The organism is Nonomuraea sp. NPDC049421 (assembly GCF_040677005.1).
Taxonomy (GTDB): Bacteria; Actinomycetota; Actinomycetes; order Streptosporangiales; family Streptosporangiaceae; genus Nonomuraea; species Nonomuraea salmonea.
This window is the reverse complement of the sequence record NZ_JBFAQA010000033.1, coordinates 1-14997: the sequence shown is the minus strand read 5'-3', so window position 1 is coordinate 14997 and position 14997 is coordinate 1. Positions and strand designations below refer to the sequence as shown.

The window sequence follows — 14997 nt, the reverse complement described above, 5'->3', positions numbered from 1 at the left end:
CTCGACCCTTGGCCATATCGCAGCGATATGGTGAGGCCGATGGAGCTACGCCACCTGCGCTACTTCGTCGCCGTGGCCGAAGAGCTGCACTTCGGGCGGGCGGCCGAACGCCTGCACATGGCGCAGCCGCCGCTGTCCCAGCGCATCCGCGATCTGGAGCGGGAGATGGGCGTGCGGCTGTTCGACCGCAGCTCCCACCACGTCGCGCTGACCGAGGCGGGCGCGCTGCTGCTGGAGCACGCCCGTGGCGTTCTGGAACGCGCCGACGCCGCCCGTGCCGCCATGCGCCGCATCCGTCCCGGCACCTCCGCCGTGCTGCGGGCCGGCGTGCCGCCCGACACCACGCCCATGGCGGTGCGCACGCTGGTCGCCCGGTTCACCGAGCGCGTCCCCGACGTGCTGCTCGAACTGCGCGAGCTGACCACCGCGAGCCAGCTCGCGCAGCTGCGGGCCGAGGAGCTCGACGCCGGGCTCGTGCGGCATCCGTGCGACACCGTGGGGCTCGCGTCCAGCGCCGTCGTGCACCGGCGGCTCGGCGTCGTCCTCCCCTCAGGGCATCCGGCCGCCTCCCAAGACGTCGTACGCCTGCGCAGCCTCGACGGCTCGCCCCTGGTGATCTTCCCCCGGGCGATGGCGCCCCAGCTCTACGACCACATGCTGGAGGCGTGCCGCGACAACGGCTTTCTGCCCGGCGCCATCCGGCACGCCCGCAACCCCCACTTCGTGCACGGGCTCGTCATGTCCGGTCTCGGGGCGCACCTCAATGAGGAGCCGTACGACGAGCTGCCCGCGGGGCTGGTGTGGCGGCCCATCGACGAGCCCCGGCTGACCTGGTCCACCTCGGTGGTCTGGCCGGTCGTGCAGGAGGGCGAGGTGGTGGCGGCGTTCGCGGATGCGGCCCTGGCCGGGCTGCGCGAGGTCGGCCACCGCTGATCCCCTCTCATCCGCGCGCGGCCCCCGCTTTCACCCGCGCGCGGTCTCCGCTTCATCCGCGTGCGGCCTCCGCGCGAACCATGAGCGAACGGCGGGAGTCCAACACCGTGGAACGGTCCCGCGCTCAGGGGGACGCACGCACCGGGGGCGGTGCGCGAAGGGGGAACGATCATGAATATCGGCGCGATTCGGGGGACGGCGGGGGCGCTCACCCTGACGGCCTTGCTCACCACCGGCTGCGGCACCGTCACGGCATCACCCGACGTCCAGGACCCGACGCCGGCGGCGATGCCAGGGGCGCGGGCGTCCACCGCCACGGCATTCGCTTCCGAGCGGTCCGAGGTCTCCGGCGGCGCGACCGCGTCCTCGGCCGGGGGTTTAGCCGTCTCGGCGGTCAAAGTGGTGAAGGTGGCGGCCAGGGCCAGGCCGGTGGACTGCCGGCGGGCGAAGTGCGTGGCGCTGACCTTCGACGACGGGCCGGGGGCGTACACCGACGCGCTGCTGCGGCACCTGGCCGCGTACCGGGCCAAGGCGACGTTCTTCGTCGTCGGGCAGAACGTGGCGGCGAACCCGGGGATCGTGCGCAGGACGTACGCGGCGGGGCACGAGATCGGCAGCCACACCTGGTCGCATCCCGACCTGACGAAGCTGCCGGCCGCCGGGGTGCGGGCGCAGCTCGCGCGTACCGACCGGGTGGTGAAGGCGGCCATCGGGGTGGTGCCCAGGCTCGTCCGGCCGCCGTACGGGGCGGTCAACGCGGCGGTCAGCCGGCTGACCGGGCGGCCGATGGTGTTGTGGAGCGTGGACACCCTGGACTGGCGGCACCGCGACAGCGCCAAGGTGGTCCGCAAGGCCGTCAGGTCCGTACGTCCGGGGAGCGTCATCCTCTTCCACGACATCCACCCGTCGACGGTGCGGGCGATGCCCCGCATCCTGAAGGCCCTGTCCAAGCGCGGCTACCGGTGCGTCACGGTCACCCGCCTCTTCAACGGGCACCCGCCCAAAACCGTCTACAGCGCCGGGCTGACCTGACAACGCGAAAGTTCGTCGCATCCGGCTGAACCCGGGCCGGGCGACCGCCGTATCTCGTCATGTGAGCGGTGATCGCGCATGAACCCCGACGAGAGAGGATGCGGCATCGGCAGCAGGGACACCGCGCAGGCCGGGGGGACCGGCCTGCGCGGGCTGCGTACGACGGTGTTCGCGGTCGTCTGCGTGCTCACCGCCCTCGCCATGCACGTCCTGGCCGGAGGCCCGGTAGCGGGGTTCGGCACGGTGCTGGCCGCAACGGGGATCACCGGCGCGGGGGCCTTCCTCCTCACCCGCCGCCGCCGCTCCCGCCGCACCTTGCTGGCCGCCTCCTTCACCGCCCAGTACGGCATGCACCAGCTCTTCACCACCACCCCCCACGCCGCCCCGGCCCTCCACGCGCACACCACGGACGCCTCCGCCCTCGTCAGCCACCACGGGGGCGGCTTCAGCGCGAGCGTCGGGATGCTGCTGGCCCACGTGGTGGTGGCGGTGCTGTCGGCGTGGTGGCTGGACCGGGGCGAGACGACCCTGGCCACGATCCTCCACCTCCTGGCCACCTCTCTCCGCGACCTCTGGGCCCTCCTGACCGTCTGGGACCCCGCACCCCCGGCCCCCACCCGCCGCCCGGCCCTCCTCGCCACGGCTCCCCTCGGCCCCCTCGCACCCCGGGCCCTGACCTGGACACTGAGCCGCAGAGGACCGCCCCACCCTGACGTCGTCGTGACGCAAGCTCTCTGAGCACCGCGCTCCCGCATCGCCCGGCGGCCTTGCCCGCACGCGCACCACGTCGCGCGCTCACCACACCACCTGTTGATCGCGCCACCCGTTGATCGCGCCACCCGTTGATCGCGCCACCCGTTGATCGCGCTGGTGTGCACGCTGCCGCGTGCGACGCCTGATCGCCGCGAGGCGTGTGCGCTTCACCGGAGACGTGCTCGCCTCGCGCACCAGGCCGATCGTCACACGGCCTCCACGCTGTGGCCGCCTCACGCTCCCCGCGTGCCGTCGCCGTACCCACGAAAAGCGCCCCCGGAAGGGAGCCCCCCATGACATCGATCGAGACTCGTCCCACACCGACCCGGGAAGGGCCCGAGCCGGCGCGGCCGGTCGCGTCGCAGCGCTACCGGGCCGTCTGGCGGTGGCATTTCTACGCCGGCGTCTTCGTCGCGCCCGTGCTGCTCGTCCTGGCCGTCACCGGGTCCATCTACCTGTTCAAGGAGCCGTTCGAGGAGTGGAGTCAGCAGGACGTGCGCACGCTCAGCGCACCCGTCACCGAAGCGCGGCCGCTGTCGGAGCAGATCGCCGCCGCGCAGCGGACGCGTCCCGGTACACCGGTCATGTCCGTCATCCCGCCCATGTCACCCGAGCGCAGCACTCGCATCATCCTCCAGGGCACCGAGACGGGCCCCTTCGCCGAGGGCATCTCCGTCTACGTGCATCCGGCCACGGCGGCGGTGCTGGGCGAGGTGGACGACGGCAGGACGTTCATGCGCGTCGTCCGTACGATCCACGGCGAGCTGATGGCCGGCACCGTCGGCGACCGGGTCGTGGAGACCGCCGCCTGCTGGTCGCTGATCCTGGTCGCGACCGGCACGTACCTGTGGTGGAGCGCCCGCCGCAGGAAGCCAGGCCCGCGCAGACCCAGGAAGGGGCGGGGCGGGCTGCGCAGAGTGCACACGTGGGCGGGGGTCGGCGGGGGCGCGGTGGTCGTGTTCCTCGTCCTGTCCGGGCTGCCGTGGTCGGGCGTGTGGGGTGACGGCCTGCAACGGCTGCAGGACCGTACGGGCTCCACGTACCCCAGCGCCGAGGACTACCCGCACACCTCGGGCGACCTGTCCGCCAACCCGGACGCCAAGGTCCCGTGGGCGGCGGAACGCCTGCTCGTCCCACCGTCCGACGACGGGCACGCCGGCCACGGCACCGCCCACGGCGTGCTGCAGGACGGCGCCCTGCCCCTCGAGGACGCCCTGGCGGCGGCGCGGCCCGCGATCAGGTCGTGCCCGCCGGACGAGTGCGACCTGAAGATCCTGCTGCCGGACGGTCCGAAGGGCGTCTACACGGTGGTGACGGACCCGCGCCGCGACCCGTCCGACGCCCAGACGCTGCACGTGGACCAGTACAGCGGGCGGGTCCTGGTGTCGTACGGCTGGAACGAGTACGGCGTCATCGCCAAGGCCGTCGAGCAGGGAGTCGCCCTGCACGAGGGCCGCCGCTACGGGACGGCCAACCTGCTGCTCATGCTGGGCGCCTGCCTGACGCTCGTCACGCTGATCGTCACCGGCGCCTGGATGTGGTGGAAGCGCCGCCCCCGTGGCCGCGTCGGCGCACCGGCCCGGCCCACGGACCGCAGGACGGCGTACGGGCTGATCGCCGTGATGGCGGTGCCCGGGCTGCTGTTCCCGCTGGCGGGGATCACGATGGCGGCGGTCCTCCTCCTCGACTGGCTGGTCCTGCGCCGGATCGAGCCCCTCGCCCGCCTCTCCGGCTGACCGGGCCGCCGGTACGTACGCGAACACGTACCTGACGGACCTGCGCCTGCCCCCGCCCGGCACCACCTGCCGCCCCGCCTCCTGACCGTCAGCCCAGCAGCCCGGCCACCGCCAGCGCGGGCTCCGGGTGCGCGGCGAGCAGGGCCGCCACGCGCGGATCACCGGCGGGCTCGCCTGGCGCGGCCCACTCGCCCGAGCAGCCGAGCACCCCGGCCACGGCGTCGCAGGCCGCGGGATGGGCCCGCAGCAGCTCGGCCACCGGCCCGGCCGCCACCGGAGCGGCGGTCACGGCCGGCTTGGGGCGGGCGGTCCACGGCGGCACCCAGGAGTCGACCTCCGTCAGCGAGCCGGGGAACGTGCGCCCCGCCTCACGGACCAGCACCGGCACCAGCTCGGCGGCCCCGTCGCGCAGGGCGGTGATGAGCTTCGGCAACCACGGCAGCAGGACGTTGTCCGGCAGCCGCCCGAACGCCTTGGAGATCACCTCCACCACGAACCCCGACAACGCCGGCACCGGCTCAAGAGCCTGGACGAACCCGATGATGTACTGCGGGAACGACGGGATCACCAGCGGGTTGGCCAGCAGCTCGTCGCACCGCGACCGCAGCGCGGCCGGCGGCAGCAGGCCGAGCTGGTGCTGGGCGGCCCACAGCAGCGCCACCTTGGCCGGCGACTCGGGGTGCGACTGCCGCACGGCGAGCTCCAGCTGGGCCCGCTCGCAGCCGAGCGAGAGCGCCAGGCTCTCCATGCTGAACAGGAAGCCCAGCATGGCCCCCACCTGCCGCACACCGGTGTCGTCGTCGACGAACGCCGTGGGCAGCAGCGTGCAGTAGTGGGCGTAGCCGGCCGTCACGAACGCCGCGCACCACGCGGGCAGCTCGGGCTCGGTGGCCCGGTAGTGGGCGAGCAGCCGCCGGATGCGGCGCAGCACGTCGGGCGCGTCGTCCACGGTCCGCTCGGACGCGAGCAGCTCCACCGCCCGCGCCCCCAGCTCGTCGGCGAAGCGGCGACTGCCGAGGAACAGGATGGCGTCCTCGACGGCCGCGAGCGCGACGGCGGCGGTGGCCTTCTGGTCCCAGACCGAGCGCCGCAGCCGCTGCTCCACCACCTGCTCGACGGTGACGCCCTCGTAGCCGAGCTCGATGATCGAGCGCTGGTGTTTGCCGAACGCGAGGTCCCAGCTCTCCTGGATCGAGCGCTCGCCGAGGCGCCGCTCCCCCATGATGGGCCGCACCGCGTCGGACGGCAGCAGGTAGCGCAGCATCCACAGCAGGTCGGAGCAGGGCCGCAGCTCGGGCTCCGCGTTGAGGTTGAGCAGCGCCCGCTGGATCGTCCGCTTCTCCAGGTCGAGCCCGAGCGGCTCGAGCCGGTCGTAGACGTCTCTGGCCAGCGGCGGCAGCGCGTCGTAGCCGACCTCGCCGAGCTTGTCGCCGCCGAGCAGGATCTCGCAGAGCCGCCGCACGTCGCGCCGGCCCGGCACGACGTCCTTCTCGATGCAGGTGACGGCGGCGTCCTGGAAGTCGTACGGCGTCGGCCTGGCGCGGTTGCGCATGCCGGCCAGCAGGATCGAGGTCTCGTAGACCGCGATCGCGTCGGCGGTGCTGGCGAGGTAGCCGTTGCGGCGGGCCAGCCGGACGATGTCGACCGACCAGCCGAGCAACTCGGCCTCGTCGAGCGGGTCGAGCGCCGGCGGCCTGGACAGGAACCCGGTCAGCTTGTCGGCCACCTCGCCCTGCGGCGCGGGCGGCGGCAGCTTGACCTGGCGCTTGCGCGCGCCCTTCTGCCCGGCGAGCTGGAACGGGGTCAGCTTGCTCCGCGTCAGCGCCTTGTTCCAGGTCGCCGCCGCGATCGACACCGAGCCCGGCGCCAGCCCGAACTGGGCCTCGATGGCCGAGTGGCTGGACGGGATGAGCCCGTACAGCCATTTCGTGCCGGTACGGGGGCTGATCTCGAACGTGGCCGTGGACCGCAGCCCGAACTCCTCGACCCGGCTCGCGGCGTGGAAGGCGCCGCAGACGTAGAGGCAGTCGGCCGGGTCGGCGCCGGAGGCGGTCAGGTGCTCGCGCATCCTGGTCCACATGTAGCGCTCGCGGTCCTCGTCCACGGTCAGGCGGGCGTCGCCCTCGGGGCGCAGCCGCCGGAACAGGCTGCCGATCAGCACCATGACCTGGCGATAGGTGTCGTAGTCTGCCCCGGACAGGGGCTGCTCGACGTACTGGTCCCACCACTCCGACCAGTGGCGCACCTTGCCGTGGTGCAGCAGGTGCTCCTCCAGCTCGGCGAAGCGCGGCCGCAGGTCGCCGATCTCCACGCCGACCGCGTCGCCGTGCAGGCCCGCGCCCTCCTCGGCCTTCGGCTTGGGCTCTTCGCCGGGCGCCCACTGGAAGACGTGGTCGGTCGAGCGGTCGACCAGCACCAGCTCGACGCCGGGGGTGTCGAGCGCGTACGCGATGGCCTGGTATTCGGCGGACGCCTCGGTGATGGGCGCCACCACGCTGAGCGGCGCCCACGTCTTCGGGAACCCGTCGAGGTCGGTCGCGAACGCCTGCACCGCCACCGGCAGCCGGCAGTTGCGCAGCTCGGTGAGCAGCGGCTGCAGGTCCTCGCACAGCTCCAGATAGATGACCTTCGGTTGCTTCTCGCGCAGCCTGCGCACCATCGCCAGCGCCGAGGCCGGCGAGTGGTGGCAGACCGGGAAGATCTCCAGCTCCTCGCGCAGCGCCCGATCGACGTCGTCGACCAGGCCGGACAGGATGCCGGAGACCTCGACGGGCCCGCCGGCGAACGTCTCGGCCGCACCGAGGAGCTGCTCGCGAAGCGAACCGAAAGGGCTCGGCTGACCGGTCATGACAGCGTGGAGATGGCCTCGCGGCCGCCCTCGAGGAACTCCGGCCACTCGCCGCCGTCCTTCTTGCTGCGCGGCTCGACCACGCCGTGCCAGTACTTGTTGAGTATCGCCAGGTCCTCGGGGCTGCGCCGGGCCAGCGAGCCGACCAGCGAGCTCGCCAGCGTCTGCGCGCGCAGCGTCCGATCACCGAAGAAGTGGCTGTGCAGGATCGCGTCCTCCAGCACGCCGATCTGCTCGGCCGTCGACAGCGCCGACTCCAGCTTGTCGTCGTCGCTGGTGGCCGAGGCCGCCGCCGAGCGCAGGTCGGCGAAGCTCTGCAGCAGAATGTCGAGCAGCGTGGGCGGCAGGTCCAGCTCGATCTGGTGCCGGCGCAGCAGCTCTTCGGTACGGAAGCGGACGATCTCCGCCTCGCTCTTCTTGTTCGTCACCACCGGGATGCGCACGAAGTTGAAGCGCCGCTTGAGCGCCGACGACAGGTCGTTGACCCCGCGGTCACGGCTGTTGGCGGTGGCGATGATGGAGAAGCCGGGCTGGGCGAAGACGATGTTGTCGTCGTCGAGCTCGGGGATGGAGACGTACTTCTCCGACAGGATCGAGATGAGCGCGTCCTGGACGTCGCTCGTCGAGCGGGTCAGCTCCTCGAACCGGCCGATCACGCCGCGCTCCATCGCCGTCATGATCGGCGAGGGGATCATCGACTCGCGGGACTGCCCCTTGGCGATGACCATGGAGACGTTCCACGAGTATTTGATGTGGTCCTCCGTGGTGCCGGCGGTGCCCTGCACGACCAGCGTGGAGTTACGGCAGATCGCCGCCGACAGCAGCTCGGCCAGCCAGCTCTTGCCGGTGCCTGGGTCGCCGATCAGCAGCAGGCCGCGGTCGGATGCCAGGGTCACGATGCTGCGTTCGACGAAGCTGCGGTCGCCGAACCACTTCTGCGGGATCTCCCTGTCGATGCCGTCGGCCCGCTCGGAGCCCAGGATGAAGATCCGGATCATGCGGGGGCTGAGCCGCCACGAGAACGGCTTCGGCGCGGTGTCGATGGACTCGAGGTAGTCGAGCTCTTCGGCGTACTTGACCTCTGCGGGTGCGCGCAGCATGTCACTCATGGTTGTCGGGGTCTCCTAGGTGAGGAAGTTCTTGAGCTCGGACACGAGCTTGCGGATGTGGCCGGAGAGCACGGGGGTGCCCATGGCCTTGAGCTTCTGGCGGTACCACGGGTCCACGCTCGCGTGGCCGGAGCTGTTGACCGAGCCGACGGGGATGAACTTGACGCCCGACCGGTGGATCGCCTCGAAGTCGTTGATCAGGGAACGGTTGTCGTAGAAGTCGGAGATCCACACCATCACGGTGTTGCGCGGATCGGTGATCTTCGGCCTGGCCAGCGCCATCGCGACCGTGCCGTCGGTGCCGCCGCCGAGCGTGGTGCGCAGCAGCACCTCGAACGGGTCGTGCACCCACGGGGTCAGGTCGAGCGCCCTGGTGTCGTAGGCGACCAGGTGCACGTCGACCTTCGGCAGCCCGGCGAAGATGGAGGCCAGGATGGTGCAGTTGACCATCGCGTCGACCATCGAGCCCGACTGGTCGACCACCACGATCATGCGGGCCGGGGTGGTGCGCCTGGCGGTCTGCTTGTAGTAGAGGCGGTCGACGTAGAGGCGCTGGTCTTCCTCGTTCCAGTTGGTGAGGTTCTTCCAGATCGTGCGCTCGACGTCGAGGTTGCGGAACACCCGCTTCGGCGGCACCGACCGGTCGATGGTGCCCACGCTGGACTTCTCGACCTGGGTGCGCAGCACCTGCGCCACCTCGTCCACGAACCTGCGGATCAGCGCCTTGGCGTTGGCCAGCGCGACGCCCGACAGGTTGGACTTGTCGTGCAGCAGTTGCTCGATGAGCGACATGCTGGGCGTGAGCTGCCTGGCCAGCGCGGGGTCGGCCAGCACCTCGCGCAGGTGCATGCGCTTGACCAGGTCGCCCTCGATGCCGGCGAGCACCTTGGCCAGCTCTTCGTCGCCGACGCGGTGGCGCAGGCCGCCCGGCTCGCAGCCCATGCCCTTCTCGAACCAGCCGGCGTCGGACTTCCAGCTCTCCAGCTGCGTCGCGGTGACGTTGCCCGAGCCCGTGGCGAAGACGTTGAGCAGCAGCTTCGACACCAGCGCGGCCCGGCGCACCTCGTCGCCGTCGCCGAGCTCCTTCTCGGCCATGAGGTCCTGGAACTCGGCGGCCAGGCCGGGGAAGCGCTGCACCAGGTTGTCGACCGAGACGCCCGGGTCGAGCAGCGCGGGTGGCAGGCCGAGGTCGCCGACGATGCCGACGCCGGCCGTCTCGAGCGCGGGCTCCTCGTCAGGGCTGAACAGCCGCGACAGCAACCGCCAGTAGAGCACCTGCCGCCGCGTCTGATCGGCGCTCTGTGAGCCGTCGTCGACCGCCGGCGCGGCGGGGGTGAGGTCGGTGGGATCGGTCATTTGCGCAGCAGCCGTCCCGCTCGTTCGCGCAGCACCGCGACCACGTCGCCGGCCTTGGCCTCGGCCTTGACCACCTTGGGGTCGGTGGGGCCCTGCGCCCAGTCGCCGGTGTGCGCCGCGACCGGCTGCTTCTTCACCGTGGCCTGCACGCCCAGCGGCTGCAGCGTCCAGCGGCCGGCGTCCCAGTGCAGCAGCCCGACGCAGGCCGTGGACGCCTTGAGCAGCGCGGGGGCGAGCGGGCCGCAGGAGGGCAGCCGGTCGAGGTCGAACGCGATCGTGTGGCCGCCCAGCGTGAGCGTGCGGCCGTCGGTCTTGTAGCCCTCGACGAAGACGGGCTCGCCGATGCGTACGGGATGCCGGTCGAGCGGCGGCACCGCGGGCACCGTCGCCACCCCGAGCTGGAGCCTGGCCACCGCGAGCGGATCGGCCTCGTCGCCCGCGCTCGCCCGGTCGTCGTGCCAGATCAGGTCGCCGCCCGGCAGCAGCGGCATGCCGGTGACGTCGAGGCTCCGGTGGCCGGCCAGCGCGGCCAGCAGCGTGGGGTGGCCGCCGAACAGCCGCCACACGGTCGGGCCGACGATGGTGTCGACCTTGGCGGCGGCCACGCTCGTACGGACGAGCCTGGCGGGCCCGCCTCCCGAGGGTTCCAGGACGGCGTGCACCTGTACGCGTACGGCGGTCGCGTGCTCGTGGACGTCGGCGCCCAGGATCAGCAGCCGCCCCGACACCTCGTCCGCCTCGCCCGGCCACGGGCCGCGCTGCGCCAGCAGCATCGCACGCGTCCACAGGTCGGCCCACCGTCGCGCGGGCAGCCGGTCCATCGTGGCGACCGGCGACGACGCGCGCAGCTCCATGGCCAGCCCGTCGAGCAGCACCGCGAGGCCGCGCAGCGCCGGCTCGGCGAGCAGTGCCTCGATCGTCTGGTCGGCTGAGGAGACGAGGTCGTGATCGACCCCGCGCCAGCCCGCGATGGCCAGCTCGCGCAGCCACCCGCGGCAGCCGGCCAGCAGGTTGTCGGCCACCTCGGCGTGCGCTCCCGCCGCGTCGGCGGTGTCACGGGTGCGGCCCAGGGCCGCGTCGAGGCGGGCGAGCAGCGCGTCGTGCGCCGCGCCGAGCAGCGCGGCCCGGCCGCCGGCCAGCGCCGCCAGATGCTCGTCGGCCACCGACCCCGCGGCCACCTTCGCCACGGCCTCGCCCAGCCGGTCGCCGACGGGGGTGCCCGCCAGCGCGCCCGCGAAGGCGGTCAGCGCCTCGGCGCGCTCGTCGCCGAGCCGCGCGAAGCCGTACGTGAGGGCCTCGTCGAAGCCGTCGACCAGGCCGAGCGCCGCGTCCACGCCCTCGGGGGCCGCGTCGAGCAGCTCACCGAGCTGTACGTCCAGCATCACCGCACCGCCCTGTCCGTGTCATCGATCGGCATCAGCCCACCGCCCCCGTCGCGGGGAACCAGTGCAGCTCCACCAGCGGGTCGGTGCTGTCGGGCACCTCGAGGTAGGCCAGGTGGCGCAGGAACCGGCTGAACACCACGGCCGCCGGTGTCCGCTCGACCGGCCCGTTGACGTGGGCCATGAGCGAGTCGCCCTCAGGAACCTCGATGCGCAGGTAGCGGGCCACCCGGTCGAGCCCGTATTGGACGACCGCCTCGTCGGCCAGCATCTTGATGTGCTTGCACGCGTAACCGTGCAGCGCGCCGCACGGCCGGTTGTTGTTGGTGCTGCAGCTCAGCGCGAGGGTGCCGGCGGTGATCGACGAGACGTAGACCCGCTCGATGTCGGATCCGCTCGACACGACGCCCTGGAGCCGGCCGTCGGCCAGCTCGACGAAGGGCACCTTGGCCAGCTTGCGCGGCTGCACGGGCGGGACCACCCGTAGCACGCTGCGTTGCTCCCACGCGGTTTCGTCCGCGTCCACGATGTCGTGACCTCCCACCCGGCCGGCTCACGAGCGCAGGCGGGAATGCCCGGACCCGTGCGGCCGGCTGATCAATTGATCGAGGAACTTACCGGAGGTCACCGACAGAACACGGTGAAACGATCAAGCTCGCAGGTGGGAGCGCCGCCGGGGGTTCGTGGCCCCCGGCGCTCCGGGGATTGTCCATAATATTGTCGAACAAGCTTCGTACGACGCCCGGAGGATCGCGTGACCCCAGAGCCCCCGCGCGGGGAGACGCTGACCGACCGGCTCAGAGCCGCCATACTTGACGGCGGCTTCGTGCCCAACCAGCGGCTGGTCGAGGCCGACATGTGCGAGCAGTTCGGCGCGCCGCGCGCCGCCGTGCGCGAGAGCTTCAAGGAGCTGGCCGGAGAGGGGCTGGTGGAGATCCTGCGCAACAAGGGCGCCAGGGTGCGGGCCGTCTCGAAGGCCGAGGCCATCGAGATCACCGAGGTACGGATGGTGCTCGAAGGGCTGTCGGCGGCCAAGGCGGCCGAGCGGGTGACGTCGGAGCAGGCCGGGGAGCTGCGGCGGCTGGTGGCCGAGATGCGCGCCGCCGTCGACTCCGACGACCTCGACCGCTACTCCGAGCTCAACGCCGCCCTCCACGCCAAGGTCCGCGAGATCGCCGGCCACCGCACGTCGGCGGCCATCATCGAACGCCTGGGCGCCCAGGTGGTCCGCCACAAATTCCGTCTGGCCCGCCAGCCAGGCCGCGCCGCCGTATCGCTGCCGCAACACGAGCTGATCGTGGCCGCCATCGTCGCCCGCGACCCGGAGGCAGCCCAGACGGCCATGCGACAACACCTCCGCAGCGTCACCAAATCCTTGGAAGCCACCCCCGACTAACCAGCGGTGGGCCGGTCTGCTCCTGGGAGGGGTGGGGGGCCGGTGCGTTCGGTTGCGGTGAGGGTGGTCGTGGTGGCGAGCGTCATCGTGCGGGGGACGCCCAAAGAGGCGAGCATGCGGGTGGCGGCTTCCATCTCGTGGACGCGGCGGGTGCCGTGCTGGGCGGCGCCGCGCAGGAGCCGTACGACGAACTGCTCGTCCGCGTCGGTGACGGTCTCCACGAGGTGGTGCCAGAACCACTCCCCCAGTCCCGCCGCGTCGGCCGCTCGCTGCGACTCGATGACCAGCGCGCTCAGGCCCTTCACCAGGACGCTGCGGAGCAGTTTGCGCGCCGCCGCGTCGCCCGGTGCGCCGCCGATGGGGGTGACGTCCATGCCGTGGGCGGTGGCGAAGGCGGCGAAGCGGTCCGCGTGGTCGCCGGCCGCCAGGATCGGGGTCGCGAGGCCGCGCAGCGGGATCGGCGCCATGATCGCCCCGTCCACGAACTCCGCCCCCGCGGGCTTCAGGAGGCCGGCCAGGCGGCGCTTGTCGTCGGGAGCCGCGGTGGACAGGTCGGCGTAGAGCGTGCCGGGCGCGAGGTGCGGGAGGGACTCGGCTCCGGCGGCGAGAGCATCGGCCCCCGTGGTGACCGCGATGACGACATCAGCGCCCCGCACGGCCTCCGCATTACCCCCGGCAAGCTCCACCCTGCCCAGTTCCGGTGGGTACGCCGGGTCGTAGGCGCGGAGACGGACCTTGTCGGTGAGGCCGGTGGCGAGGATGCGGCCGACCTCGCCGTAGCCGAGCAGTGCCACCTTGGGTCGTTTCATATGGCCTCCTTATGTTGACAATATTGTTGAAGCACAGGGAACTGAAGGGCGAAATTGGCGTTCAAGGCCGTTCTCAGTGCGGTAAGTGTTGACAATCACTCCAAGGGCTCTTAGCGTCGGCGCGTGACCACACCCCGTACCCTTCTGGTGATCAGCGCCCACGCGGGCGACTTCGTGTGGCGGGCGGCCGGTGCCATCGCGCTCGCCACCAGCCGCGGCGAGCGGGCCAAGGTGGTCTGCCTCAGTTTCGGTGAGCGCGGTGAGTCCGCCAAGGCGTGGCGGGCCGGCCACGCGCTGGAGGAGATCAAGGCGATCCGCCGCGAGGAGGCGCAGAACGCCGCCGCCGCCCTGGGCGCCGAGATCGAGTTCCTCGACGCCGGCGACTACCCCCTGCTGGAGAGCCGCGAGCTGGTGGACCGGCTGGTACGCGTCTACCGCGACCTCGAGCCCGACGTAGTCCTGACCCACCCGCAGGCCGACCCGTACAACGGCGACCACCCGGCCGCGGCGCGCATGGCGTTGCAGGCGCGCGTGCTCGCCCAGGCCGCCGGCTACGACGCCCCGGGCGAGCCGCTGGGCGCGCCGCCGGTGTTCTTCTTCGAGCCGCACCAGCCCGAGCAGTGCGACTTCAAGCCGGACGTGCTGCTGGACATCACGCCGGTGTTCGACAAGAAGCGCAAGGCGATGGAGTGCCTGCCGGCCCAGCAGCACATGTGGGACTACTACACCGACCTCGCCAAGCGCAGGGGCGTGCAGCTCAAGCGCAACGCAGGACCCAATCTGGGGCTGCCGCACGCGACGATGGGCGAGGCGTACATGCGGCTGTACCCGCAGGTGACGGACGTGCTCGCATGAGGAACGTGGTCGTCACCGGCATCCCGCGCTCGCCGGTGGACAGGGTCGACGCGCTGGCCGCGTACGGCGTCGCCACCGTGCACGAGGCGCTCGGCCGCACCGGCTACCTCGGCCCCGGCCTGCGCCCCGCCTGGCCGGGAGCGCGGACGGGCGGCAACGCGGTCACGGCGGTCTGCTGGCCGGGCGACAACCTGATGATCCACGTGGCGGTCGAGCAGTGCCAGGAGGGCGACCTGCTGGTGGTCACCACGACGTCGCCGTGCACGGACGGCATGTTCGGCGAGCTGTTCGCGACCGCGCTACGGCATCGGGGGGTGCGCGGCGTGGTGATCGACGCGGGCGTGCGCGACGTGGCCGAGCTGCGGGCCATGGGCTTTCCCGCGTGGAGCTCCGCCGTCAGCGCGCAGGGCACGGTGAAGGCGACGCCTGGTGCGGTGAACGTGCCGGTCACGATCGGCGGGCAGCTCGTCAGGCCGGGCGACGCGGTGATCGCCGACGACGACGGCGTGCTGGTGTGCCCGCGCGCCGACCTGGAGCGCGGCATCGAGGCCGCCGCCGCGCGGGCCGCCAAGGAGGCGGCGACGCGCGAGGCGTTCGAGAAGGGCGAACTGGGCCTCGACCGGTACGGCCTGCGCGCCCGCCTGCCCGAGCTGGGCATCACGTACGTGACGGCCGGCGAGTACGAGCGTGACCGTTGACGCGCTCCCCGGCGTGAACGCCGGGGATTCAGCCTGTGCCGTGTGGTGTCACGCGGCACTTCTGCGGCTTCCTGTTTCATCGACCGTGCC

At 72.2% G+C, this 14997-nt stretch carries 14 protein-coding genes; 7 read left to right on the top strand and 7 right to left on the bottom strand.

Going from position 1 to position 14997, the window contains the following annotated elements; all coding sequences use genetic code 11:
• The first annotated feature begins 39 nt into the window (after positions 1-39).
• The 3 genes from AB0K18_RS40445 (at position 40) to AB0K18_RS40435 (ending at position 2703) form a co-directional block, all read left to right on the top strand.
• Positions 40-933, top strand: coding sequence for a LysR substrate-binding domain-containing protein (locus tag AB0K18_RS40445; RefSeq protein WP_364925871.1), 894 nt, complete (start codon positions 40-42; stop codon positions 931-933).
• Positions 934-1104: 171 nt separating this feature from the next.
• A complete protein-coding gene (locus AB0K18_RS40440) occupies positions 1105-1965 on the top strand; it encodes a polysaccharide deacetylase family protein (protein WP_364925870.1) in 861 nt (286 codons plus the stop codon).
• A gap of 78 nt (positions 1966-2043) precedes the next feature.
• Positions 2044-2703 carry a hypothetical protein gene (locus AB0K18_RS40435; RefSeq protein ID WP_364925868.1) on the top strand — a complete coding sequence of 220 codons (660 nt, stop codon included), beginning with the start codon at positions 2044-2046 and terminating at the stop codon, positions 2701-2703.
• A gap of 57 nt (positions 2704-2760) precedes the next feature.
• Here the strand turns inward: AB0K18_RS40435 and AB0K18_RS40430 are convergent, their stop codons facing one another.
• On the bottom strand, positions 2761-2928 hold the full coding sequence (locus tag AB0K18_RS40430) for a hypothetical protein (protein ID WP_364925867.1): 168 nt from the start codon (positions 2926-2928) through the stop codon (positions 2761-2763).
• A gap of 83 nt (positions 2929-3011) precedes the next feature.
• On the opposite strand from AB0K18_RS40430, the gene AB0K18_RS40425 reads away from it, so the two are divergent.
• The gene (locus AB0K18_RS40425) at positions 3012-4454 is read left to right on the top strand and encodes a PepSY domain-containing protein (protein WP_364925865.1); all 1443 of its coding nucleotides are present in this window, start codon (positions 3012-3014) and stop codon (positions 4452-4454) included.
• Between the two features lie 88 nt (positions 4455-4542).
• Here the strand turns inward: AB0K18_RS40425 and AB0K18_RS40420 are convergent, their stop codons facing one another.
• Genes AB0K18_RS40420 through AB0K18_RS40400 form a run of 5 tightly spaced genes read right to left on the bottom strand, consistent with a single transcriptional unit; the run spans position 4543 to position 11675 of the window.
• The gene (locus AB0K18_RS40420; RefSeq protein WP_364925863.1) at positions 4543-7302 is read right to left on the bottom strand and encodes a DUF5682 family protein; all 2760 of its coding nucleotides are present in this window, start codon (positions 7300-7302) and stop codon (positions 4543-4545) included.
• Entirely contained in the window at positions 7299-8411 is a 1113-nt protein-coding gene (locus AB0K18_RS40415) for an AAA family ATPase (RefSeq protein ID WP_355423248.1), read from the bottom strand. Before AB0K18_RS40415 ends, AB0K18_RS40420 begins: the two co-directional genes overlap by 4 nt.
• A gap of 15 nt (positions 8412-8426) precedes the next feature.
• A complete protein-coding gene (locus tag AB0K18_RS40410) occupies positions 8427-9767 on the bottom strand; it encodes a VWA domain-containing protein (RefSeq protein ID WP_364925861.1) in 1341 nt (446 codons plus the stop codon).
• Positions 9764-11149 carry a hypothetical protein gene (locus AB0K18_RS40405; RefSeq protein WP_364925859.1) on the bottom strand — a complete coding sequence of 462 codons (1386 nt, stop codon included), beginning with the start codon at positions 11147-11149 and terminating at the stop codon, positions 9764-9766. Before AB0K18_RS40405 ends, AB0K18_RS40410 begins: the two co-directional genes overlap by 4 nt.
• A gap of 34 nt (positions 11150-11183) precedes the next feature.
• Positions 11184-11675 (bottom strand): hypothetical protein, encoded by a 492-nt coding sequence (locus tag AB0K18_RS40400; RefSeq protein ID WP_364369112.1) that lies wholly within the window; start codon positions 11673-11675, stop codon positions 11184-11186.
• Between the two features lie 228 nt (positions 11676-11903).
• Between AB0K18_RS40400 and AB0K18_RS40395 the strand changes: the two genes are divergently transcribed.
• Complete coding sequence (locus AB0K18_RS40395) at positions 11904-12545, top strand: GntR family transcriptional regulator (protein ID WP_364925857.1); 642 nt, start codon at positions 11904-11906, stop codon at positions 12543-12545.
• Here AB0K18_RS40395 and AB0K18_RS40390 read toward each other — a convergent pair.
• On the bottom strand, positions 12542-13354 hold the full coding sequence (locus tag AB0K18_RS40390) for a DUF1932 domain-containing protein (RefSeq protein ID WP_364925855.1): 813 nt from the start codon (positions 13352-13354) through the stop codon (positions 12542-12544). The two genes, AB0K18_RS40395 and AB0K18_RS40390, sit on opposite strands and share 4 nt — an antisense overlap.
• A 123-nt stretch (positions 13355-13477) precedes the next feature.
• Between AB0K18_RS40390 and AB0K18_RS40385 the strand changes: the two genes are divergently transcribed.
• The gene (locus AB0K18_RS40385; RefSeq protein WP_364925854.1) at positions 13478-14209 is read left to right on the top strand and encodes a PIG-L deacetylase family protein; all 732 of its coding nucleotides are present in this window, start codon (positions 13478-13480) and stop codon (positions 14207-14209) included.
• Complete coding sequence (locus tag AB0K18_RS40380) at positions 14206-14907, top strand: 4-carboxy-4-hydroxy-2-oxoadipate aldolase/oxaloacetate decarboxylase (protein WP_364925852.1); 702 nt, start codon at positions 14206-14208, stop codon at positions 14905-14907. The genes AB0K18_RS40385 and AB0K18_RS40380 overlap by 4 nt, the downstream gene beginning before the upstream one ends.
• The last annotated feature ends 90 nt before the right edge of the window (positions 14908-14997 follow it).

Excerpts from the sequence above, each read along its gene's own strand:
- AB0K18_RS40390 (WP_364925855.1), bottom strand. The coding sequence starts at position 13,354 with ATGAAACGACCCAAGGTGGCACTGCTCGGCTACGGCGAGGTCGGCCGC.
- AB0K18_RS40410 (WP_364925861.1), bottom strand. The coding sequence starts at position 9,767 with ATGACCGATCCCACCGACCTCACCCCCGCCGCGCCGGCGGTCGACGAC.
- AB0K18_RS40445 (WP_364925871.1), top strand. The coding sequence starts at position 40 with ATGGAGCTACGCCACCTGCGCTACTTCGTCGCCGTGGCCGAAGAGCTG.
- AB0K18_RS40440 (WP_364925870.1), top strand. The coding sequence starts at position 1,105 with ATGAATATCGGCGCGATTCGGGGGACGGCGGGGGCGCTCACCCTGACG.
- AB0K18_RS40415 (WP_355423248.1), bottom strand. The coding sequence starts at position 8,411 with ATGAGTGACATGCTGCGCGCACCCGCAGAGGTCAAGTACGCCGAAGAG.
- AB0K18_RS40420 (WP_364925863.1), bottom strand. The coding sequence starts at position 7,302 with ATGACCGGTCAGCCGAGCCCTTTCGGTTCGCTTCGCGAGCAGCTCCTC.
- AB0K18_RS40425 (WP_364925865.1), top strand. The coding sequence starts at position 3,012 with ATGACATCGATCGAGACTCGTCCCACACCGACCCGGGAAGGGCCCGAG.
- AB0K18_RS40405 (WP_364925859.1), bottom strand. The coding sequence starts at position 11,149 with ATGCTGGACGTACAGCTCGGTGAGCTGCTCGACGCGGCCCCCGAGGGC.
- AB0K18_RS40435 (WP_364925868.1), top strand. The coding sequence starts at position 2,044 with ATGAACCCCGACGAGAGAGGATGCGGCATCGGCAGCAGGGACACCGCG.
- AB0K18_RS40380 (WP_364925852.1), top strand. The coding sequence starts at position 14,206 with ATGAGGAACGTGGTCGTCACCGGCATCCCGCGCTCGCCGGTGGACAGG.